Genomic DNA, 21,197 nt, shown 5'->3' on the forward strand with positions numbered 1-21,197 from the left:
TACGTGATCGGCCAAGGGGCGCGCAGTCCCGATATTTCGTAAGCCACGCGGCAACCATTCGCGACGACGTGCGTTCGGGTGCCCAAGGGGAAGAGCAAAAGATGACTGTTCACGACATGGAAAAGGCCGAGGCCACCTACAGCGGCTTCATGGCCACGCTGAAATGGGCCGTTCCGGTGATCGCTGTGATCGCCTTCGGCGTCGTCGCCATGATCGCCAGCTGACGTCGCGCGCGTGAAGATCGCCATCCTGAAGGAGCGCGCCTCTGGCGAGACGCGCGTCGCCGCCACGCCCGAAACCGTCAAGAAGTTCGCCGCGCTGGGCTGCACGGTCGCGGTCGAGGCGGGGGCGGGGGTGGTCTCCTCGATCACCGATGCCGCCTATGCCGAGGCCGGGGCGAGCGTCGGCGATGCCGCGGCTTGCGTGAAGGATGCCGACATCGTCCTCGGCATCCAGGCCCCGGAGCTCGCGCTGCTTCAGGGCGCCAAGCCCGGTGCCTGGGTGGCGGCCCTGTTCGATCCCTTCGGCAAGCGCGACGTCGTCGAGGCCTATGCCGCCGCCGGTTACGAGGCGCTGTCGATGGAGTTCATGCCGCGCATCACCCGCGCGCAGTCGATGGACGTGCTCTCCTCGCAGTCGAACCTTGCCGGCTACAAGGCGGTGCTGGCGGCGGCGGAGGCCTATGGCCGCGCCTTCCCGATGATGATGACCGCGGCCGGCACGGTGCAGGCCGCGCGGGTGTTCATCATGGGCGTGGGCGTCGCGGGCCTTCAGGCGATCGCCACCGCGCGGCGGCTGGGTGCGCAGGTTTCGGCGACCGACGTGCGCTCGGCCACCAAGGAGCAGATCCAGTCGCTGGGCGCCAAGGCGATCTTTGTCGAGAACGTCGCGGGGATCGAGGGCGAGGGCTCGGGCGGCTACGCCACCGAGATGAGTGAGGAATACCAGAAGGCGCAGGCCGAACTGGTCTCCAGCCATATCGCCAAGCAGGACATCGTCATCACGACGGCCCTGATCCCGGGGCGCGCTGCCCCCAGGCTCGTCAGCGACGCGCAGATCGCCACGATGAAGCCCGGCAGCGTGATCTTCGATCTCGCGGTGGCGCAGGGCGGCAACGTGGAGGGTTCGGTCGCCGACGAGGTCGTGGTCAGGCACGGCGTCACCATCATCGGCTACGCCAACACGCCCGCGCGCCTGCCCGCCGACGCCTCGGCGCTGTTCGCGAGGAACCACTACAACTTCCTCAGCGCCTTCTGGGACAAGGAGCAGGGCCGCCCCGTGCTCGACGAGGAGATCGGCAATGCGATCCGCCTGACGCAGGGCGGCAAGGTCGTCAACGAGCGGCTGCTCGGCTGAGGCGATGGGCCTGATCAACGCCACCGTCTGGGACGTCGCCGACGCCGCCGAAAACCTCGCCTATGCGCTGGGGCGCGGCGAGGCGGTGCGCATGGCCTTCAAGCTGGTGCGGGATTCGATCGTCTTCACCGATCGCCGCATCCTGATGATCGACGTGCAGGGGCTGACGGGATCGAAGAAGCGCTTCCTCACCATCCCCTACCGTGCGATCACCACCTTCACGCTGGAGAGCGCGGGGCATTTCGATCTCGATACCGAGGTGACGCTGACCGTCTCGGGAAGCGCGCCGATCGCCTTCAACCTCAGCCGCGGCGCCGACGTGCCGGGGCTGGTGACGCTGCTCACCGAATATCTGGCACCGGGGAAATAGGGGGGCGCATGGCGAGACTGTCCGCATTTCGCGCGCCGCGCCGGTCCCTTGCCCCGCTGGCGCTGCTGCTCGTCGCCGCCACGCCGGCCGAGGAACGCGCCGCCGCGCTTTCGGGCACATGGACGGTCGATCTGAGGGTCGATCTGGCCGACGAGCCCTATTCCCAGCCGATGATCCTGACCGTGGCTGCCGACGGCGTCATCACGGGAAGCTTCTACAACAGCGATATCCTCGCCGGGCGGGCCGGGACCGCGCAGGGCCGCACCTGCGTCGCCTTCCGCACCACCGACGGGCAGGGCCTCTACCACACCTCGGCCTGTCTGGTGGACGGCCGAATGGTCGGCCAGACCTGGGCCGAAGGGCGCAAATTCGTTCTGCCATGGACCGCAACAAGGGGCTGACATGGACTTTATCTCGATTCTCTCGATCTTCGTGCTGGCCTGCTTCGTGGGCTATTACGTGGTCTGGTCGGTGACCCCGGCGCTGCACACCCCGCTGATGGCGGTGACCAATGCGATCTCCTCGGTGATCATCGTCGGCGCGCTGATCGCTTCGGCCGAGGCGAACAGCCCCATTGCCAAGTATCTCGGCCTGTTCGGGGTGGTGCTCGCCGCCATCAACATCTTCGGCGGCTTCGCGGTGACCGAGCGGATGCTCGCGATGTACAAGAAGAAGGAGAAGTAAGAGATGGAATTCTCTCTCCTTTCCGCTGCGGCCCACGGCGGCGGGCAGCCCGCCTGGGCGATGCTCGCCTATCTCGTTGCGGGCGTGTTCTTCATCCTTGCGCTGCGCGGGCTCTCGAGCCCCGCGACCTCGCGGACCGGCAACCGCAACGGCATGATCGGGATGGCAATCGCGCTGGTGACGACGCTCGTCACCCACGACATTGCCAACATCGTCGAGATCGCCATCGCGCTTGCCATCGGCGGTGCGATCGGCGTGGTTGTCGCGCGGCGCATCGCCATGACGCAGATGCCCGAGCTCGTCGCGGGGTTCCACTCGCTGGTCGGCCTTGCCGCGGTCGTCGTGGGCTTCGGCGCGTGGCTCGATCCGCAGTCCTTCGGGATCGTCGATGCAGCGGGGCAGATCCTCGCCGTCAGCCGCGTCGAACTGGGCCTCGGCATCGCCATCGGGGCGATCACCTTCTCCGGCTCGGTCATCGCCTTTCTCAAGCTGTCGGGGCGGATGAGCGGGTCGCCGATCCTGCTGCCCGCGCGGCACGTCATCAACCTCGGCACGCTCGCCGCGATCCTCGGCCTGATCGCGCTCTACACCGTGTCGCCGCAAGGCGCGGCGGGCGAGGGCTGGATGGTCATCGCGGTCGCGGTCCTCGCCTTCATCATCGGCTTCCTGCTGATCATCCCGATCGGGGGGGCGGATATGCCGGTGGTCGTCTCGATGCTGAACAGCTATTCGGGCTGGGCGGCAGCGGCGATGGGCTTCACGCTCGGCAACACCGCGATGATCATCACCGGCGCGCTGGTCGGCTCCTCGGGGGCGATCCTCAGCTACATCATGTGCCGCGCGATGAACCGCAGCTTCATCAGCGTGATCGCGGGCGGCTTCGGCGCCGATGCGGGGGCGGGCGGGGCCGGGGGCGCGCGGGAACAACGCCCCTACAAGCAGGGCAGCGCGGAGGACGCCGCCTACATGCTCGAGCAGGCCGAGAAGGTCATCATTATCCCCGGCTACGGGATGGCGGTCGCCCAAGCCCAGCACGCGCTGCGCGAAATGGGCGACAAATTGAAGGAGAAGGGCGTGGAGGTGAAGTACGCCATCCACCCCGTCGCAGGGCGTATGCCGGGGCACATGAACGTGCTGCTGGCCGAAGCCAGCGTGCCCTATGACGAGGTCTTCGAGCTCGAGGACATCAACTCCGAATTCGCCCAGTGCGACGTCGCCTTCATCATCGGCGCGAACGACGTGGTGAACCCCGCGGCCAAGACCGACAAGTCCTCGCCCATCTACGGGATGCCGGTGTTCGATGTCGACAAGGCCAAGCAGGTGTTCTTCATCAAGCGCTCGATGGGCGGGGTGGGCTACGCCGGGGTCGACAACGACGTGTTCTACATGAACCAGACCGTCATGCTCCTCGCCGACGCGAAGAAGATGGTCGAGGAAATCGTCAAGTCGCTCGACTGAGGCCGCGGGCGCGATGCGGAAGCTGATCCTCGGCCTGCTGCTGGTCGTCCTCATAGGCGGGCTGGCGCTCGTCACCGGCTATGCCGATCCGCTGGTGCGCTGGCAGGTCAAGGCCGCGCTGGTCGATTCCGGCATCGGGGAAAAGCGCGCCGAATGCATGGCCGGGCGGATGGTCGACCGGCTGACGGTCATGCAGCTGTGGAAACTGCGCGAAGGCATGGCCGCGCGCGACGGCGAGCCCAAGGGGGGCTATGGCCTCGGCGAGCTCATCAAGCGCCTGCGCCGGGTCGAGGACGGCGAGACGGTGGCGGTGCTGACCACCTCGGCCGGCCTCTGCGCGATCGGGCTGGGATAGGCAGACCCGGAGCGCCTTCCGTTCGCCTCGAGCGAAGTCGAGAGGCTTCTCTCGGGCGCAAGGTGTCTCGACATCGCTCGACACGAACGGACAACCGGGTGGCGGGGACGGCACGTTGGTCGGCACAAGAGGCGCCGGTGCGCTCCGTGCTTGCAATTCCTCCCCCCGATACGCCACAACGTCCCCCGAGAGGGAGAACATCATGAACCGACTGGCATTCGCTGCCGCGCTGCTCGCTTCGGCCGCCGCATCGCCGCTCGCCGCCGAGACCCACCGCGTCGCGCCCGGCGAGGGCGGGGCGGAGCGGCTTCAGGAGGCGCTGATCCTTGCCAAGCCCGGCGACGTGATCGAACTGGGCGAAGGCCGCTTCACCCTCACCGACGGGCTCAGCCTCGATGTCGACCGGGTCACGGTGCGCGGGGCGGGGATGGACAAGACCGTGCTCGATTTCACCGGCCAGCAGGGCGCGGGCGAGGGGCTGCTCGTCACCTCCGACGAAGTGACCTTGCGCGATTTCGCGGTGGAGAACCCCAAGGGCGACGGGATCAAGTCCAAGGGCGCGGACAACATCGTCTATCACGCCATCCGCGTGGAATGGACCGGCGGCCCGAAGGAGACCAACGGGGCCTACGGCATTTACCCGGTCGAAAGCACCGGGGTGCTGGTGCAGAACTCGAAGGTCTCGGGCGCGTCGGACGCCGGAATCTATGTCGGGCAGAGCCGCGACATCACGGTGCAGGGCAACGTGGTCGAATTCAACGTCGCCGGGATCGAGATCGAGAACAGCCGGGGCGCGCTGGTCGAGGGCAACGTCGCGCGGCGCAACACCGGCGGGCTGCTGGTCTTCGACCTCCCCGGCCTGCCGGTGATGAACGGCGGCAGCGTGATCCTGCGCGGCAATGCGGTGAAGGACAACGACACCCCCAACTTCGCGCCCAAGGGCAATATCGTCGCGAGCGTCAGGCGCGGGACGGGGGTGCTGGTGATGGCGAACGACGGCGTGCTGGTCGAGGGCAACGCCTTCGACAACAACCCGACCGCGCACGTCATGGTCGTCGCCTATGTCCAGCCTTTCGAGGACCCGCGCTACAACCCCTATGCGCGCAACGTGATCGTCGGCGCCAATGCCTTCGGGCGCGGCGGGGACGATCCGCAGATCGAGGGCAAGGAGCTGCTGCTCGCCGCCTTCGGGGGCGCGCTGCCGCCGGTGCTGTGGGACGGCGTCGCGCAAGGGGACACGGGGCTGCGCGTCGCCAGGGGCGTGACCGGCTGGACGCTGGGGCTGACGCGGCCCGGCCAGAGCCTCGAGGAGGCGCGCCCCGGGCCGCTGACGCTCGCGCCGACCGAGAGCTGGACCTTCCCCGAGGTCGGCGCACCCAAGGCGCTGGCGGCGCGGGTGAAGTGAAGCGCACGGGCGCCCTCCTGCTGCTGACCGCTTGCGTCGCGCTCGGCGCTGGTATCGCGCAGGCCGACGTCATCGGTCCGCCGCCTGTCAGCGATGCAGCGATCCGGGGCGAGGGTTTTCCGGCCAAGCTCTCCGAGTTCGCCTTCTTCACCCAATACCGGCCGCAGATGCCGAACCGGGGCGTGCATCCTTACACGCTCAACACGCCGCTATGGTCGGACGGGGCGGACAAGCTGCGCTTCATCTACCTTCCGCAAGGCACGCAGCTTGCCGCGGATGGCGAGGGGCTGCTGAAGTTCCCGGTCGGCGCCGCGATCGTCAAGACCTTCGCTTTCGGCGAGGGGGCGGACCGCAAGCTGATCGAGACCCGCGTGCTCCTCCACCGCGTCGATGGCTGGGTGGCGCTCCCCTACCGCTGGAATGCCGAGCAGACCGACGCGACGCTCGCGCTGGGGGGCGGCCGGGTGGATCTCACGACCCCGGCGGGCGAGGCGATCTCCTATGCGATCCCCAACAAGAACCAGTGCAAGACCTGTCATTCCAAGGACGGCGAGGTCATCCCGATCGGCCCCAAGGCCCGGAACCTCGCGGCATCGTGGCTGGGCGAGATGGTCCGCGAGGGCGCGCTCGACCGGGTGCCGCAGGGGGCAGGGACGCTCCCGGTATGGTCGGCGCGCAAGGCGGGCGATCCGGCTGCGCCGCTCGCCCGCGCCTACCTCGACGTCAATTGCGCCCACTGCCATCAGCCGGGCGGGGGCGCCTCGAACTCGGGGCTCGACCTGCGCTGGGAACAGGCGGACCCCCACGCCTATGGCCTCATGAAGCGGCCGGTCGCGGCCGGGCGCGGGGCGGGGGACCGGGATTTCTCGATCGTCGCGGGGCACCCGGATAAGTCGATCCTCCTCTACCGGATGGACAGCACGGAGCCCGGCGTCGCCATGCCCGAACTGGGCAAGAGCAGCGTGGATACAGAAGGCGTCGCGGTGGTGCGGCGCTGGATTGCGGAGATGAAGTGAGGATGCGGCGCTTCGGCAAGTGGGTGTTTCGCGGGTTCCTGGTGATCCTCGCGCTGCTGGTGGGGGCCTTCCTGATCTTGCGCACCCCCGATACGGACCCGGCGGCGATGCGCGCGAAGTATGGCGCGAGCCCATCGCAATTCGTCGACCTGGGCGGCGGCCTCACGGTCCACCTTCGCGACGAGGGGCCGCGCGGTGCGCCAGCGATCATGCTCCTGCACGGCTCCAACGCCGATCTGCACACCTGGGACCCCTGGGCCGAGGCGTTGAAGGCCAATTACCGGGTGATCCGCTTCGATCAGGTCGGCCACGGCCTCACCGGGCCCGATCCCAGGGCCGATTACAGCACCGCCAACTACGTCGCCCATATCCGTGCGGTGGCGGACAGGCTGGGGGTGGAGCGATTTGTCCTCGGCGGCAATTCGATGGGCGGCAAGCACGCGCTTGCCTTCGCCATCGCCCACCCCGAGCGGCTCACCGGCCTCGTGCTGGTCGACGGCAGCGGCGGGCCGATGCTGAAGCTCGCCAGGAAGCCCGGCGAGGAGAACAGATCGAGCGGCAATATCGGCTTCAAGATCGCGCGGATGCCCGGGGTCAACCTGCTGGTCGAACAGATCACCCCGCGCTCGCTGATCGAGCGGAGCCTCGCGCAATCGGTCTCCAACAAGGCGATCGTCACCCCTGCGGCGGTCGATCGCTACTGGGAACTGCTGCGCTATCCCGGCAACCGCCGCGCGACGCTGCAACGCTTCAGCCAGCCCTATGACGCGCTCGCCGAGGCGGACATCGCGCGCGTCACCGTGCCGACGCTGATCCTGTGGGGGGAGGAGGATCGGCTGATCCCGCTCGAGGCGGGGCGGTGGCTGGCGAAGACCCTGCCGGTCAACCGGATCGTCACCTTCCCCGGCATCGGCCATCTGCCGCAGGAGGAGGCGGTCGACCAGACGCTCGGCGTGCTGACGCCGTGGCTGACGGAGCGCGCGTCCCCGGCCGCCGCACCCTGACTTCGCCTGCCCACTGGACGCGCGGCGCGGTGTCGTCCTAAAGCCTCTCGCACCTGCACAACAATCGAAGGGGCAACCACGGCTTGCGCAAACTCGGGATCATCGGCGGCATGAGCTGGGTGTCGACCGCGACCTATTACGATCGCATCAACCGGATCGTCCAGCGCCGCGCCGCCCCGATGGCGAGCGCGCCGCTCCTGATCGAGAGCCTCGATTTCTGCCAGCTCTACGCGCTGGTCGAGGACAAGGACTGGAACCGTGCGGCGGGCGTGCTGATCGAGAGCGCCAGGCGGCTCGAAGGCGCGGGGGCGGGTGCGCTGATCATCGGCGCCAATTCGATGCACCGCCTCTATGACGAGGTGGCGGGCGCGGTCGGCATCCCGATCCTCCACATCGCCGAATTCGTCGGCCGGGCGATGACGCGTGCCGGCAAGACCAGCGCCGCCCTGCTGGGCACCCGCAACGTGATGACCGAAAGCTTCTACAGGAAGCGCCTCGTTGCCCACGGCATCGACCTGCTGCCGCCGCATATGCACTATGTCGAGGCGCTCGACCGGATCATCTATGACGAGCTGATGGTCGGGAAGGTCACCCGCGAGGCGGAGCGGACGATGAAGACGATCATCACCAACACCGAACAGGAAGGCGCGCAGGCGGTGGTGCTGGCCTGCACCGAACTTGCGCTGGTGGTCGATGTCGATGCCAATGTCCTGCCGATCTTCGATTCCACCCGCATCCATTGCGAGGCGGCGGCGGACTGGATCCTTGGCGAGGAGGCTGCGGACTAGCGCTCGGTTCGTCGCACACCTGCGCGGTTCTGCGGGCGAATGGATTGCAGGCTTTGCAACCGCGGCCTAAGGGCGCACCCGGATCGCGTCATTGCGATGACCTGATCCGGGTCTTTCGGGTCGCAACCGACGGGCCCTTGGGGCCGCTCTCCTCCCCCCCAATCACCGGAGGGTGGCCCCATACATCCCTGGTCCCCAAGCTGCGGTTTATCCGCGCTCTTGTGCAAGGTTCCCGACCTGTTCCGGTTGAGCCGCACGGACGCCTCCCGTAATCGCTGCCCCGTGATGTTCCGCGCCCCCTATGCCGCCGATCCCTACGCCCACGGCCCGCGCGAGTTTGGCGGGCCGGCGGGGGGCGAGCGGCGCGGCCCGCGCAGCGCCTTTCAGCGCGACCGCGACCGGATCGTCCATTCGATGAGCTTCCGGCGGCTGAAATCGAAGACGCAGGTGTTCATCGCCCCCGACGGCGATCATTACCGCACCCGCCTCACCCACAGCCTCGAGGTCGCGCAGATCGGCCGCGTGATCGCCCGCGCGCTGGGGCTCGACGAGGACCTGACCGAGGCGCTGTGCCTTGCCCACGATCTCGGCCATCCGCCCTTCGGCCATGCCGGCGAGGCGGCGCTGGCCGAGGCGATGGCGCCGCATGGCGGCTTCGATCACAACGCGCAGGCACTGCGCACCGTCATGCGGATCGAGAGCCCCTACCCGGATCACGAGGGGCTGAACCTCACCTGGGACCTGCTCGAGGGCCTTGCCAAGCACAACGGGCCGGTCGCCGCGCCGAACTGGGCGCTCGCCGAACTCGACGCCGCCTTCCCGCTCGATCTGGCCACCTGGCCCTCGCTCGAGGCGCAGGTCGCGGCGGTGGCGGACGACATCGCCTACGACAACCACGACATCGACGATGGCCTGCGCGCCGGGTTCCTCGCGCTCGATGACCTGCTCACGCTGGATTTCCTCGCAGACCAGTGGCGGACGGTCGAAAAGCGCTTTCCCCGCGCGCCCCGGGAGCGTCTGCTGCGCGAGATGGTTCGCGACCAGATCGGATTGATGGTGAACGACGTGCTGGCCGAGACCGCGCGCCAGGTGACGCATCTCGGCTCGGTCGCCGAAGTGCGCGCGGCGGGGCGGCAGCTGGCGGGCTTCTCCCCGGCAATGGCCGCGCAGGAGCGGCGCCTCAAGACCTTCATGTACGAACGGCTCTACTACCACCCCGAACAGGTCGCCGCCGCCGAAAAGGCGCGCGATGTCGTCGCCAGGCTCTATGCCGCCTATGCCGAGGATGCGTCGCTGATGCCCGCCGACTGGCAGGCGCGCCTGCCCGCCGGGCAGCCGCAGCGCGCGCGGGTGATCGCCGATTTCATCGCCGGGATGAGCGATCGCTTCGCCATGCAGGCCTTGCGCGACGTCTGCGGCGAGGCGCCGCAGGGGCTCGTCAATGTATGAACCGCGCACGACCGGCCCGGTGCGCGTCGCACTGGTGGGCGCGACCGGCCTCGTCGGGCAGCGGGTGATCGCGATCGCCAGCGCAGGCGACGAGGTGCGCATCCTCGGCATCGCCCGGCGCGAGGCGCCCTTGCCGCCGGGCGCGCGGATGGAGATGTTCGTCGCCGCGCCCGAACGCTGGGGCGAGGTGCTCGACGCGGTGCGCCCGCGCGCGCTGATCTGCGCCTTGGGCACGACCTGGAAGAAGGCCGGCCGCGACGAGGTGGCGTTCCGCGCGGTCGATCACGATCTCGTCCTCGCCACCGCCGAGGCGGCCAAGCGCGCGGGCGTGCCGAACATGGTGCTGGTGAGCGCTGCCGGTGCCGATCCCCGGGCGAAGAGCTTCTACATGCGGGTCAAGGGCGAGACCGAGCAGGCGCTGACCCGGATCGGGTTCAAGCGGCTCGACATCCTGCGCCCCGGCCTGCTGCGCGGCGAGCGGACGGGCGACCTCAGGCTCGCCGAAAGGCTCGGCATCCTCGCCGCGCCGCTGATCGATCCACTGCTGTCGGGTTCGTGGGAGCGCTATCGGTCGATCGAGGCGTCGCTGGTCGCCGAGGCGGCGCTGGGCCTCGCGCTGCGGCGCGCAGGGGGACGCTTCACCCACGACAACGAGGCGATGCGCCGCGCCGCGCGCGAATGGCGGCGGGTGCGCGAGACGGGGGAGGGCGGCTGATGGGCTGGGCGGCGGTGTTCGGCGCGGTCAATCTCTTGGCGCTTGCGTGCTGGGCGGCGCTCATTGTGCTGCCGCGCTGGCCGGCACTGCTGTCGGCGGTGCTCTACCTCGGCGTCGGCCTGCTGGCTTGCGTCTATGCCGGCGGACTGATCGGGGTGCTGAGCGGGCTGATCCCGACGACCGGCGCGGGCGGGGCGGATTTCACGACCATCGAAGGCGTGCGCGCGATCTTCGCCAGCGATGCGGGGGTGACGATCGGCTGGACGCATTACCTCGCCTTCGACCTGTTCGTCGGCCTGTGGATCGCGCGCGACGGGGACGCGAAGCACATCTCCCGCCTCATCCAGGCGCCGATCCTGCTGGCGACCTTCATGGCCGGGCCGCTGGGCCTCGGCCTGTGGCTGCTGATCCGCGAGCCCGCCGCGCGCCGGCAGGGGCGCTTCCGCTAGCGCGACGGGGGGCTGGACGGCGCTCGCCGCTCGGGTATCTTCCGGGGCAAAAAGGCCTTGGGGAGAGACCGTCATGACCCAGATTGCGCAGCACAGCTTGCTGACCGTCGATGCCATCCTGACCCACTGGGCGGCGCTCCAGCCCGATGCCCCGGCAATCGAGGGCGCGGGCTTTCGCTTCAGCTACGGCGAGCTCGACCGGCTTTCGCGGCAGATCGTCGCCCTGCTCGCGGCGCGCGGGATCGGCGCTGGCGACCGGGTGGCGTTCCTCGGCAAGAACGCCGCCACCTACGGCGTCCTCTATTGCGCCTGCGCGCGCGCCGGCGTGGTGATCGCCCCGGTGGGCTGGCGGCTCGCCGCGCGCGAGATCGCCTACATCCTCGCCGACACCGAGGCCAAGCTGCTGGTGGCGGCGCCGGACTTCATGGATCTGGCGGCCGCCGCCATGGCCGAACTCGCCAGCCCGCCCGCGCTGCTCGACGATACGGCGATGCTGGCCGAGGCGGCGACCTGCGAGCCCGCACCGTTCACCCCCAGCGGCGAGGACGATCCGATCCTCCAGCTCTACACCAGCGGCACGACCGGCCACCCCAAGGGCGTGGTCCTCTCCAACGCCAATCTCACCCGGCTGCGCATCGCGGGAATCGCGGCGGGGCTCACCTACTACACCGATTACCGCGCGGGCGACTGCATGATGGTGGCGATGCCGATCGCGCATATCGGGGGGACGGGCACCTTCAACCTCGCGCTTCAGGCGGGCATCCGGTGCCGCTTCGAGGCCGAGTTCATCCCCGGCGGCGTGCTCGCGGCGATCGAGGCGGGGACCACGCATATGTTCCTCGTGCCGGCCGCCTTGCAGATGGTGATCCAGCACCCGCAGGCGGCGGAGACGGATTTCTCCAATCTGCGCTATCTCATCTACGGCGCCGCGCCGATGCCGCTCGAACTGCTCAAGCAGGCGGTCGTTACCATGCCGAACACCCAGTTCCTTCAGGCCTATGGCATGACCGAGACCACCGGCACGGTCTCGATCCTGCCGCCCGAGGATCACGTGACCGAGGGCAACAACCGGATGCGCTCGGCCGGCAAGGCGCTGCCCGGGGTCGCCATCGAGGTGCGCGGGCCCGACAATCGCGAGGTGCCGCGCGGAGAAATCGGCGAGGTGTGCATCCGCTCGCCCTCCAACACCGCAGGCTACTGGAAGAATGCCGAGGCGACGGCGAAGACCATCGACCCTGATGGCTGGCTCCACACCGGGGATGCGGGCGTGATGGACGCGGACGGCTACGTCTACATCCAGGACCGCATCAAGGACATGATCATCACCGGCGGCGAGAACGTCTATCCGGCCGAGGTCGAGAGCGCGATCTACGGCCACCCCGCCATCGCCGAGGTCGCGGTGATCGGCGTGCCGAGCGCCAGGTGGGGCGAGGAAGTCAAGGCGGTGGTGGTCCCGCGGCCCGGCGCCGCAGTCGACGAGGCCGACGTCATCGCCTGGACGCGCGAGCGGATCGCCGCCTTCAAGGCGCCCAAGAGCGTCGACGTGATTTCGGTCATGCCGAGGAACCCCAGCGGCAAGATCCTGCGCCGCGAGCTGCGCGCGCCCTATTGGCAAGGGCAGGAGCGGCAGGTCTCCTGACGTGAAGCAGCACGCCCCCGCCGCCCTCAGGAACCGCGCGCCGATCGCCGAGGTGCTCGCGCGCGAGCTCCCGGCATCGGGAACGGTGCTGGAGATCGCCAGCGGGACGGGGGAGCACGCGGTGTTCTTCGCCGAAGCCTTTCCCGCGCTCCAATGGCAGCCGAGCGACCCCTCCGAGGAGGCGCTCGCCTCGATCGCGGCCCACCGGGAGGACTATATGGGCACCAACCTTGCCGCTCCGTTGCGGCTCGATGCCGCCGATCCTGACACGTGGCCGGTAGGCGGGGCTGCCGCAATCTTGTGCATCAACATGGTTCACATCAGCCCGTGGGAAGCGACCCTCGGGCTGCTGCGGGGTGCTGCCCGATTGTTGGGCACGAGCGGCGGGCCGCTCATCCTCTACGGGCCGTTCATCGAGCAGGGGGTGGAGACCGCGCCTTCGAACCTCGCCTTCGACGAAAACCTCAAGGCGCGCGATCCGCGTTGGGGCCTGCGCGAGGCCGAGGCGCTCGATGCGCTCGCCGCCGCGCACGGCATGGCCCGCACCGCGCGTCATGCGATGCCGGCGAACAACATCATACTGGTGTTCCGCCCGACAGGGGCGGGCGGGATCAGTTGATCGCGCGCTCTCCGGCGCGGCCGACGGACTTGATGTCCTCGCCCACGCCTTTCACCGTGTTGCATCCGGCAGCGGCGAGCGCCAGCGTGGCGAGAGCGGCGGCGGCAAGCAAGTCGCGAAACATCGAAGGGCGTCCTTTCACGTCAGATCGAAGCGATCAACGCGAAAGGATGCCCGCCCTTTCCTGACGATGCGGTGAACCGCCGCTCCGCCACGCCGGGGCGGTGCGGAGCGTAGCGGGGTGCATCAGATCTCTTTCTTCACCTCGCGCGAGGCCGACTGGAGGTCCTCGCCCGCCCCGCTGACGGTGTTGCAGGCAGCGCTCGCCACCGCGAGGGTGCCGAGAGCGATGGCAGCGATGAGCTTGGTGGGCTTGGTCATGTGAGGTGCTCCTTTTTGCAAACCTGACAGGCCAACCGGGCCTTATGCGCACAAGGTCCATGCTATTCGGCGGAATGCACCCGGGACCGGGCGAGTTGCCGCTCGCGCCAGGCGATCAGCACGCCGGCCCCGATGATCAGCGGGGCGCCGAGCCACAAGCTGGCAGGCGCGGCACGGTCGAAGATCGCATAGCCATAGAAGCTCGCCCACAGCAGGCTGGTGTAGTCCATCAGCAGGATCACCGCCGCCGACCCGAAGCGCAGCGAGGTGGTGAGCAGCATCTGCGCCGCCGCGCCGACGAGGCCCATGCCGAGGACCAGCCCCCAGGTCAGCGGATCGTGCGCGGCGCCGACGAAAGGCAGGGCGAGCGCGGCGACGGGGGTGGTGAGTGCGGCGAACCAGAAGACGATGCTCCACGGGTTCTCGGTCGTGTTGAGGTCCTGGAGCTGGTAGCTGATCACCGCCACCATGAAGGGCGCGACGAGGCCGACGGCGATCCCGGCAAGCGTCACGCCCGGGTGGAGCCCTGCGAAGGGCTGCATCACCACCAGCACCCCGGCAAAGCCCATCGCCACCGCGCTCCAGCGGTAGGGGCCGATCCTCTCGCCGAACAGCACGAGCGCGATCAGCACCGCGAAGACCGGCGCGGTGAAGCCCAGCGTGGTCGCCTCGGCGAGCGGCAGCAGCAGGACCGCGCCGTAGGTGAAGACCATGCCGAACAAGCCGCTCGCCGCGCGCCGCGCGTGGGCGGGGAGGCGCCGGGTCCTTAGCAGGGCGAGCCGTCCGGTCAAAGCGAGACCGGCGCCGAGCAGCACCACGGTCAGCAGCTGGCGCCAGAAGATCAGCTCCATAAGATGCGCGCCGCGTTCCCCGGCGAGTTTCACCAGCATCCCCATCGTCGCCAGCGCGAAGGCCGCGAGCAGCCGGACGAACAGCGCGAGCAGGGGCCGGGGGCGGGCGATCGAGCCATCCATCGCCCGCCCGCTTGGCCGAGGGAGGGGCATTGCGCAAGCCGCGGCGGTGCTTAAATGCGCCTGCCATGGATCTCGTCGCGCGATACGAATTGCTGAGCGATGCCGCGCAGGTCGCGGTGATCGGCGGGGCGCTGTGGGCCATCGCCGCCTTCGCCGCGCTGATGGAATGGCGCCGCAGCCGCCGCCGCGATCTCGCCCGGCTCGAACAGGTCGGCTGGGTGCCTTGGACTGGCCTGTTCCTGCTCACCGCGATGATGGGCGCAGGGTGCCTGGCGATGAGCCTGCCGGTGGTGCTCAAGGGCTAACCGAGCGGCAAAGCCCCACCCGAACCCGCAAGGGTTCGCAAGCGCAAATGCGCGCCCGAGCTTGTGCGAACAAAGCCGAGGCGGACGGATGTCCGCCGCCCGGCGCCTGAGGGCGCCTGCCTCCTAGAGGCAGGCCTCGAAAACGGCGCCGAAGGCGTCGCAAGGCCGACCGGCCGCCGGCCGGTTAGGCCGAACCGCCTGCCTTACAGGCAGGCTTCAAGATACGCCTGATCGAAGCCGAATTGCCGCGCCTTTTCGAGCGTGTAGGGGCGCAGGCCCGACGAGCGGAACTCGCCGAGGATCTTCCCGTCGTCGGTCTCGTCGAGATATTCGAACTTGAACAGCTCCTGCGTCACGATCACGTCGCCTTCCATCCCGATCACCTCGGTGATGTTGGTGGTGCGGCGCGAACCGTCGCGCAGACGCTTGACCTGCACGATCAGGTCGACGGATTCGGCGATCTGGCGGCTGATGGCTTCCTTGGGGATCTTGATGTCGCCCATCAGGATCATGTTTTCCATACGGCCAAGGCACTCGCGCGGGCTGTTGGCGTGGAGCGTGCACATCGAACCGTCGTGACCGGTGTTCATCGCCGCGAGGAGGTCGAAACACTCCGCGCCGCGAATTTCCCCGAGGATGATGCGGTCCGGGCGCATACGCAGCGCGTTCTTCACGAGGTCGCCGATGGTGATCGCGCCCTGGCCTTCGAGGTTCGGCGGGCGGGTTTCCAATGGCAGCCAGTGCGGCTGCTGCAGGCGGAGTTCCGCCGCGTCCTCGATGGTCAGCACGCGCTCGCCCGGGTCGATCATCTTCGAGAGGGCGTTGAGCATGGTCGTCTTACCCGAACCCGTACCGCCCGAGATGACGATGTTCATGCGGCACGCGCCCGCAATCTTCAGCGCGGTCGCCATCTTGTCCGACATCGACCCAAAGTCGCGCAGCATGTCGATGGTGATCGGCTTCTCGGAAAACTTACGAATCGAGATCGCGGTGCCGCGCAGCGACAGCGGGGGCACGATCACGTTCACACGCGAGCCGTCCTTCAGGCGGGCGTCCGCCAGCGGCGTGGTCTGGTCGACGCGGCGGCCGACCTGGTTGACGATGCGCTGGGCGATCTGGAACAGGTGCTGCTCGTCGCGGAAGCGGATCGGGGCGAGCTGCAGCTTACCCTTCTTTTCGATGTAGGTCTGGTCCGGGCCGTTGACCATGATGTCGGACACGTCCGGATCGTTGAGCAGCTCTTCCAGGGGGCCGAAACCGAGCAGCTCGTCGATCAGCACCTTTTCCAGCGCGAACTGCTCGCGCCGGTTGAGCGTGACCTTGAGCTCGGCCAGCACCTCCATGATGATCGGGCGGAACTCCTCGGAGAGCTCCTCCTTTGACAGCGTCGCCGCCGCTTCGGGATCGACACGCTCGAGCAGGCGCGGGAGCACCTGTTCCTTGATCTTGTGGACGCTCGCTTCAAATCCGCCGACTTCGGAATTGGCCTCGTTGACCGCGGCCATGCGCTCGTTGAGGCGGTCGATCGCCTCCGAGGTCGTCGCGGGGCGGGATGCCGACGGCGTTGGTGCGGGCGCGGGCCGGGCCGCAGCCGGCTCGCCCGGGATCGGCGGGAATTGCTCGCCGCCGCGCAGCGGTGCGCCCGGACCCTTCATGGGCCGCGCGACGCCGAAGGCGGGCCTCGCGCCCGGCTTCATTCCGCCTGCATTGCCCTTCTTGCCGAATGCGCTCATTCCCAGCCCCCGAGGCTCTCAATCCATCATTCCAGCAGCGCACTTCGCACGATGGGAAGCGAACAGTGCGTCTCGAAAAATGGTGAATAGAAGCGAATGGTTGTTTTTTCCTAAACCTTGACCGGCGGGGTCCGGCAGCGGCCGGAAACTGCCCGCCGCGCCCCTGCGGGGGCTTGCCGTGCGGCAGGGTGCGGCTAGAGGGAGAGCAACAAGGCGAAGGGGTAATCATCGGATGTGCGGGATCATCGGGATCGTGGGCAAAGCGGCGGTCGCCGACCGGCTCGTCGACGGGCTGAAGCGCATGGAATATCGCGGCTATGACAGCGCGGGCATCTGCACCCTCGATGAAGGCGCGCTGGTGCGGCGCCGGGCGGAAGGACGGCTCGCCAACCTGGTGAACGTCCTCGCCGCCGATCCGGCGCCCGGCACCGTCGGGATCGCCCACACCCGCTGGGCGACCCACGGCGCGCCGACCGCCGCCAACGCCCACCCGCACGCGACCGGCGAGGTCGCGATCGTCCACAACGGGATCATCGAGAACTTCAAGGAACTGCGCGCCGAGCTCGCCGCCAAGGGCCGCACCTTCGAGAGCGAGACCGACAGCGAGGTTGTCGCGCACCTGATCTCGCAGGAGGTCGAGAACGGCGCCGACCCGGAAACGGCGGTGCGGGCCGTGCTGCCGCGGCTGCGCGGCGCCTTCGCGCTCGCCATCGCCTTCCGCGCCCATCCCGAACTTCTCATCGGCGCGCGCCTCGGCTCGCCGCTGGTGGTGGGATACGGGCCGCAAGGCGAGGAGGCGGAGATGTACCTCGGCTCCGATGCGCTCGCGCTCGCCCCGCTTACCCAGCGCATCGCCTACCTTGAAGAGGGCGACTGGGTGGTGATCCGCCGCGACGAGGCGCAGATCTTCGATGCCTCGGGCGCGGCCGTCACCCGCGAGATCCGCATTTCCGGTGCCTCGGCCGCAGCGGTCGAGAAGGGCAATTACCGCCACTTCATGCAGAAGGAGATCTACGAGCAGCCGACCGTGGTGGCGCAGACGCTCGCCTCCTACCTCAGGCGCTCTGACAATTCGGTTGCGCTGCCGCAGATCGATGTCGACCTGTCGGCGGTGCGCCGCCTGACGATCGTCGCCTGCGGCACCTCCTTCTACGCGGGGATGGTCGCGAAATACTGGTTCGAACAGTTCGCCCGCGTGCCGGTCGATATCGATGTGGCGTCCGAGTTCCGCTACCGCGATCCGGTGCTCGAGGAAGGCGGCCTCGCTCTGTTCATCTCGCAGAGCGGCGAGACGGCGGACACCTTGGCGGCGCTCCGGCACTGCAAGGCCAACGGCCAGACCATCGGCGTGGTCGTCAACGTGCCGACCAGCACCATGGCGCGCGAGGCCGACCTGCTGCTGCCCACCCATGCGGGCCCGGAAATCGGCGTCGCGTCGACCAAGGCCTTCACCTGCCAGCTCGCCGTGCTCGCAGCGCTCGCCGCGCACATGGCGGTGAAGAAAGGCCGCCTCACGCGCGATCAGGAGGCAGAGATCGTGCGCCACCTGCTGGAGGCGCCCGCCGCGCTCAACGCCGCGCTTGCGCATGACGAGGATATTGCCGCGATGGCGCACCTCGTCGCCCCGGCGCGCGACGTACTCTACCTGGGGCGCGGGCAGGATTATCCGCTCGCCCTGGAAGGGGCATTGAAGCTCAAGGAAATCAGCTATATCCATGCCGAGGGCTATGCCGCGGGCGAGATGAAGCACGGGCCCATCGCGCTGATCGACGATGCCGTGCCGGTGGTCGTCATCGCCCCGTCCGGACCGCTGTTCGAGAAGACCGTCTCCAACATGGAGGAGGTGCGCGCGCGCGGCGGGCAGGTGGTGCTGATCTCGGATGCGGCCGGGATCGCTGCGGCGGGCGAGGGTTGCATCGCCACCATCGAAATGCCGGTGGTCCACCCGCTGATCGTGCCGCTGGTCTATGCCGTGCCGGTGCAATTGCTGGCCTATCACGTCGCCGTGGTGAAGGGCACCGACGTCGACCAGCCGCGCAATCTCGCCAAATCTGTCACCGTGGAATAGAACGCGCCGTACAGTCTCGCCAGACCTTTACCGGGCTCTAACCATTCGGCGCTAAATGCGGCGCGTGGCCAGAAAGCATCAACCCCAGCCCGCGAGCCTCCCGGCCACGCTGTCGATCGCCGACGTGCTTGGCCTGTCGCGCGGTGCTGCCATCGATCCGATGCGGCTGCGCAAGGACGAATTCGGGGAGCTGGCGCTGGCCAGCCGCAACCGGACGCTCGCCAATGCGCTGGTCATCGTCGCGGTGGGGGCCATATTCGGCCCGCTTACCGGGTTCCTGCCGGTGCTGCCGTGGGCCGCGTTCATGGCCTATGTCCAGTGGCGCACGCACCAGACCGATCGCAAGCTCACCGACCCGTCCTTCAGCACCGCGCCGGCCATGCTCGAGAAGGACCAGCGGCGCGATGCCGCGGCGAGCGCGCTCGGCTGGGTGGCGGCGCTGCTGCTGTTCCCGTGGCTGACGGGCGGCGCGCAGCTCGTCGCGCTGCTACTGGTTGTCTTCTCGCTGATGGTCGCCTCGACCTTCGTCTTCTCGACCTCGCCGCTCAGTATCCTCGTCTACAACGCGATCCTCGGCTCTGGTGCGGTGCTGAGCCTGGTCCTTGCGGGCCAGTGGCTGGCGGCGGGCGGGGCGGTGCTGTTCCTGATCGCCTGCCTCGTCGGCACGATCGAGGTGCGCGCCATCTTCATCAAGGCGCGGCTTGCCGAAGCAGCGGTGGCGGAGAAGGATTCGGTCGTATCGCTGCTGCTGCGCGAGTTTGAGGAGAACGAGGCGGACTGGCTGTGGGAGATCGATCCGGCCCGCAAGCTGCGCGCGGTCAGCCCGCGCTTCGCCTTCGCGCTCGGCCGCTCGCAAACCGATGTCGAAGGCCGGCCGCTTCTGGAAATGATCGCCGGGCGCAGCTGGGAGAGCGGGCAGTTCCCGCCGAGCCTCCACGAGCTCGCCGAAAAGCTGAAAAACCGCGAGAACTTTTCCAACATGCTGGTCGAGGTCTCGATCACGGGCGAAGAGCGCTGGTGGGAGCTTTCCGGCACCCCGATGCGCGACGAGCAAGGCCGCTTCACCGGCTTCCGCGGGGTCGGCTCGGACGTGACCGAACAGCGCAAGTCCTCGGAAAAGATCGCCTATCTGGCGCGCTACGACACGCTCACCCAGCTGCCCAACCGCTTGCAGCTGACCGAGGCGCTGGGCGAGGCGCTGCGCTATTCCCAGCAGTGGCGCACGCGCTGCGCGCTGCTGATGGTCGATCTCGACCGCTTCAAGGCGGTGAACGATTCGCTCGGGCACATGACCGGCGACAAGCTGCTCGCGCAGGTGTCCGCCCGGCTCCAGGCGCTGATGGGCGAACACCAGCTGTGCGGGCGCCTGGGCGGCGACGAATTCGCCATCGTCATCCGCGAGGCGACCTCCTCGGGCATGGTCCACGACCTCGCCCGGCGGGTGATCCATCGCCTCTCCGAGCCCTATCAGGTCGACAACCACACGCTCTATGTCGGCGCCAGCGTCGGCTCGGCCGAAGGTCCGCGCGATGGCGCCACGGTCGAGGAGATGATGCGCAACGCGGACCTTGCGCTTTACCGCGCAAAGGATGCGGGCGGCGGCGAGCATTGCCGTTTCGAGCCGGTGCTCCATGCGTCCGCCGAGGAACGCCGCCAGCTCGAGGTCGCGCTGCGCAAGGCGCTGGGGCGTGACGAGATGGTGCTGCACTATCAGCCCGTCGTCGACGCGCGCAGCGAAAGCGTCGTCAGCTTCGAGGCGCTGGTCCGGTGGAACAGCGCGGAGCACGGCTTCGTCAGCCCCGGCAAGTTCATCCCGCTCGCCGAAGACACGCGCCTCATCGTGCCGATCGGCCAATGGGTGATGCGCAAGGCCTGCGAGGAGGCCCGCCACTGGCCCGATCACGTCAAGGTCAACGTCAACGTCTCGCCCGAGCAGCTTCTCGAGCCCGGCTTCCACCAGGAGGTGGTGCAGGCGCTCGCCGCAAGCGGCCTGAGGCCCGAGAGGCTCGAGATCGAGGTGACCGAGAGCATCTTCCTGCGCGACGCGAGCATCGCCCGCGCCGCGCTCGAGCAGGCCATGGCGCTGGGCTGCTCGATCGCGCTCGACGACTTCGGGACTGGTTATTCCTCGCTCGGCTACCTCAGGAAACTGAAGTTCTCGACCATCAAGGTCGACCGCACCTTCGTGCAGGGCGCGGCGCAGGGCAGCGCGGAAAGCCTCGCGATCATCAACGCGGTGGTGGCGATGGCCAAGAGCCTGCAGATGACGACCACCGCCGAAGGGGTGGAGACCGCCGAGGAGGCCGAGCTGATCCGCAACCTCGGCTGCGACAAGATCCAGGGCTATTACTTCGGGCGGCCGATGACCGCGAGCGATGCGCTCTCGCTGTTCCGGATGCCGGACATCCGCCGCGCCTGAAACCGCCGCG

At 68.6% G+C, this 21,197-nt stretch carries 23 protein-coding genes; 19 read left to right on the top strand and 4 right to left on the bottom strand.

Translation table 11 applies throughout. The features are described from left to right. Window positions 1-101: 101 nt before the first annotated feature. The 16 genes from OPU67_RS04960 (at window position 102) to OPU67_RS05035 (ending at window position 13,307) form a co-directional block, all read left to right on the top strand. Complete coding sequence (locus OPU67_RS04960) at window positions 102-224, top strand: hypothetical protein (RefSeq protein WP_267618008.1); 123 nt, start codon at window positions 102-104, stop codon at window positions 222-224. Window positions 225-234: 10 nt separating this feature from the next. Further along, window positions 235-1,356: an NAD(P) transhydrogenase subunit alpha gene (locus tag OPU67_RS04965; protein ID WP_267618010.1), complete on the top strand. Its 1,122-nt coding sequence runs from the start codon at window positions 235-237 to the stop codon at window positions 1,354-1,356. A 4-nt stretch (window positions 1,357-1,360) separates the two neighbouring features. Continuing rightward, window positions 1,361-1,726: a PH domain-containing protein gene (locus tag OPU67_RS04970; RefSeq protein WP_267618012.1), complete on the top strand. Its 366-nt coding sequence runs from the start codon at window positions 1,361-1,363 to the stop codon at window positions 1,724-1,726. A gap of 8 nt (window positions 1,727-1,734) precedes the next feature. Further along, on the top strand, window positions 1,735-2,127 hold the full coding sequence (locus OPU67_RS04975; RefSeq protein ID WP_267618014.1) for a hypothetical protein: 393 nt from the start codon (window positions 1,735-1,737) through the stop codon (window positions 2,125-2,127). A gap of 1 nt (window position 2,128) precedes the next feature. Beyond that, entirely contained in the window at window positions 2,129-2,410 is a 282-nt protein-coding gene (locus OPU67_RS04980) for an NAD(P) transhydrogenase subunit alpha (RefSeq protein WP_086734294.1), read from the top strand. Window positions 2,411-2,413: 3 nt separating this feature from the next. Continuing rightward, a complete protein-coding gene (locus OPU67_RS04985) occupies window positions 2,414-3,868 on the top strand; it encodes an NAD(P)(+) transhydrogenase (Re/Si-specific) subunit beta (protein WP_267618017.1) in 1,455 nt (484 codons plus the stop codon). 13 nt (window positions 3,869-3,881) lie between these two features. Continuing rightward, window positions 3,882-4,223, top strand: a complete 342-nt coding sequence (locus tag OPU67_RS04990; RefSeq protein ID WP_267618019.1) for a hypothetical protein — start codon at window positions 3,882-3,884, stop codon at window positions 4,221-4,223. A 202-nt stretch (window positions 4,224-4,425) separates the two neighbouring features. Beyond that, window positions 4,426-5,628, top strand: a complete 1,203-nt coding sequence (locus tag OPU67_RS04995) for a parallel beta-helix domain-containing protein (protein WP_267618020.1) — start codon at window positions 4,426-4,428, stop codon at window positions 5,626-5,628. Next, window positions 5,625-6,644 carry an SO2930 family diheme c-type cytochrome gene (locus OPU67_RS05000; protein ID WP_267618021.1) on the top strand — a complete coding sequence of 340 codons (1,020 nt, stop codon included), beginning with the start codon at window positions 5,625-5,627 and terminating at the stop codon, window positions 6,642-6,644. Before OPU67_RS04995 ends, OPU67_RS05000 begins: the two co-directional genes overlap by 4 nt. Window positions 6,645-6,646: 2 nt before the next feature. Then, window positions 6,647-7,648, top strand: a complete 1,002-nt coding sequence (locus tag OPU67_RS05005) for an alpha/beta fold hydrolase (RefSeq protein ID WP_267618077.1) — start codon at window positions 6,647-6,649, stop codon at window positions 7,646-7,648. An 83-nt stretch (window positions 7,649-7,731) separates the two neighbouring features. Next, window positions 7,732-8,436 (top strand): aspartate/glutamate racemase family protein, encoded by a 705-nt coding sequence (locus OPU67_RS05010; RefSeq protein WP_267618023.1) that lies wholly within the window; start codon window positions 7,732-7,734, stop codon window positions 8,434-8,436. Between the two features lie 285 nt (window positions 8,437-8,721). After that, window positions 8,722-9,885, top strand: a complete 1,164-nt coding sequence (locus tag OPU67_RS05015) for a deoxyguanosinetriphosphate triphosphohydrolase (protein WP_267618078.1) — start codon at window positions 8,722-8,724, stop codon at window positions 9,883-9,885. After that, window positions 9,878-10,600: an NAD(P)H-binding protein gene (locus OPU67_RS05020; RefSeq protein WP_267618024.1), complete on the top strand. Its 723-nt coding sequence runs from the start codon at window positions 9,878-9,880 to the stop codon at window positions 10,598-10,600. Before OPU67_RS05015 ends, OPU67_RS05020 begins: the two co-directional genes overlap by 8 nt. Then, entirely contained in the window at window positions 10,600-11,049 is a 450-nt protein-coding gene (locus OPU67_RS05025) for an abscisic acid-deficient protein Aba4 family protein (RefSeq protein WP_267618026.1), read from the top strand. The genes OPU67_RS05020 and OPU67_RS05025 overlap by 1 nt, the downstream gene beginning before the upstream one ends. A gap of 73 nt (window positions 11,050-11,122) precedes the next feature. Beyond that, complete coding sequence (locus tag OPU67_RS05030) at window positions 11,123-12,688, top strand: long-chain-fatty-acid--CoA ligase (RefSeq protein WP_267618027.1); 1,566 nt, start codon at window positions 11,123-11,125, stop codon at window positions 12,686-12,688. Window position 12,689: 1 nt separating this feature from the next. Continuing rightward, window positions 12,690-13,307 (top strand): DUF938 domain-containing protein, encoded by a 618-nt coding sequence (locus tag OPU67_RS05035; protein WP_267618029.1) that lies wholly within the window; start codon window positions 12,690-12,692, stop codon window positions 13,305-13,307. Here the strand turns inward: OPU67_RS05035 and OPU67_RS05040 are convergent. The 3 genes from OPU67_RS05040 to OPU67_RS05050 form a co-directional block, all read right to left on the bottom strand. Beyond that, window positions 13,300-13,431 carry an entericidin A/B family lipoprotein gene (locus OPU67_RS05040; RefSeq protein WP_267618031.1) on the bottom strand — a complete coding sequence of 44 codons (132 nt, stop codon included), beginning with the start codon at window positions 13,429-13,431 and terminating at the stop codon, window positions 13,300-13,302. The genes OPU67_RS05035 and OPU67_RS05040 overlap by 8 nt on opposite strands. 122 nt (window positions 13,432-13,553) lie before the next feature. After that, the gene (locus OPU67_RS05045) at window positions 13,554-13,688 is read right to left on the bottom strand and encodes a hypothetical protein (protein WP_267618032.1); all 135 of its coding nucleotides are present in this window, start codon (window positions 13,686-13,688) and stop codon (window positions 13,554-13,556) included. Between the two features lie 62 nt (window positions 13,689-13,750). Next, complete coding sequence (locus OPU67_RS05050; RefSeq protein ID WP_267618034.1) at window positions 13,751-14,662, bottom strand: DMT family transporter; 912 nt, start codon at window positions 14,660-14,662, stop codon at window positions 13,751-13,753. Between the two features lie 65 nt (window positions 14,663-14,727). On the opposite strand from OPU67_RS05050, the gene OPU67_RS05055 reads away from it, so the two are divergent. Continuing rightward, entirely contained in the window at window positions 14,728-14,967 is a 240-nt protein-coding gene (locus OPU67_RS05055) for a hypothetical protein (RefSeq protein WP_267618035.1), read from the top strand. 203 nt (window positions 14,968-15,170) lie between these two features. Here the strand turns inward: OPU67_RS05055 and OPU67_RS05060 are convergent, their stop codons facing one another. Continuing rightward, window positions 15,171-16,700 (bottom strand): CpaF family protein, encoded by a 1,530-nt coding sequence (locus tag OPU67_RS05060; RefSeq protein ID WP_267618037.1) that lies wholly within the window; start codon window positions 16,698-16,700, stop codon window positions 15,171-15,173. Window positions 16,701-16,932: 232 nt separating this feature from the next. On the opposite strand from OPU67_RS05060, the gene glmS reads away from it, so the two are divergent. Both glmS and OPU67_RS05070 read left to right on the top strand, forming a co-directional pair. Further along, on the top strand, window positions 16,933-18,768 hold the full coding sequence (gene glmS / locus OPU67_RS05065) for a glutamine--fructose-6-phosphate transaminase (isomerizing) (RefSeq protein ID WP_267618038.1): 1,836 nt from the start codon (window positions 16,933-16,935) through the stop codon (window positions 18,766-18,768). A 64-nt stretch (window positions 18,769-18,832) separates the two neighbouring features. Next, complete coding sequence (locus tag OPU67_RS05070) at window positions 18,833-21,187, top strand: putative bifunctional diguanylate cyclase/phosphodiesterase (protein WP_420708953.1); 2,355 nt, start codon at window positions 18,833-18,835, stop codon at window positions 21,185-21,187. Window positions 21,188-21,197: the final 10 nt, after the last annotated feature.

Origin of the sequence: Erythrobacter sp. WG, from assembly GCF_026586795.1 — a bacterium.
Taxonomy (GTDB): domain Bacteria; phylum Pseudomonadota; class Alphaproteobacteria; order Sphingomonadales; family Sphingomonadaceae; genus Erythrobacter.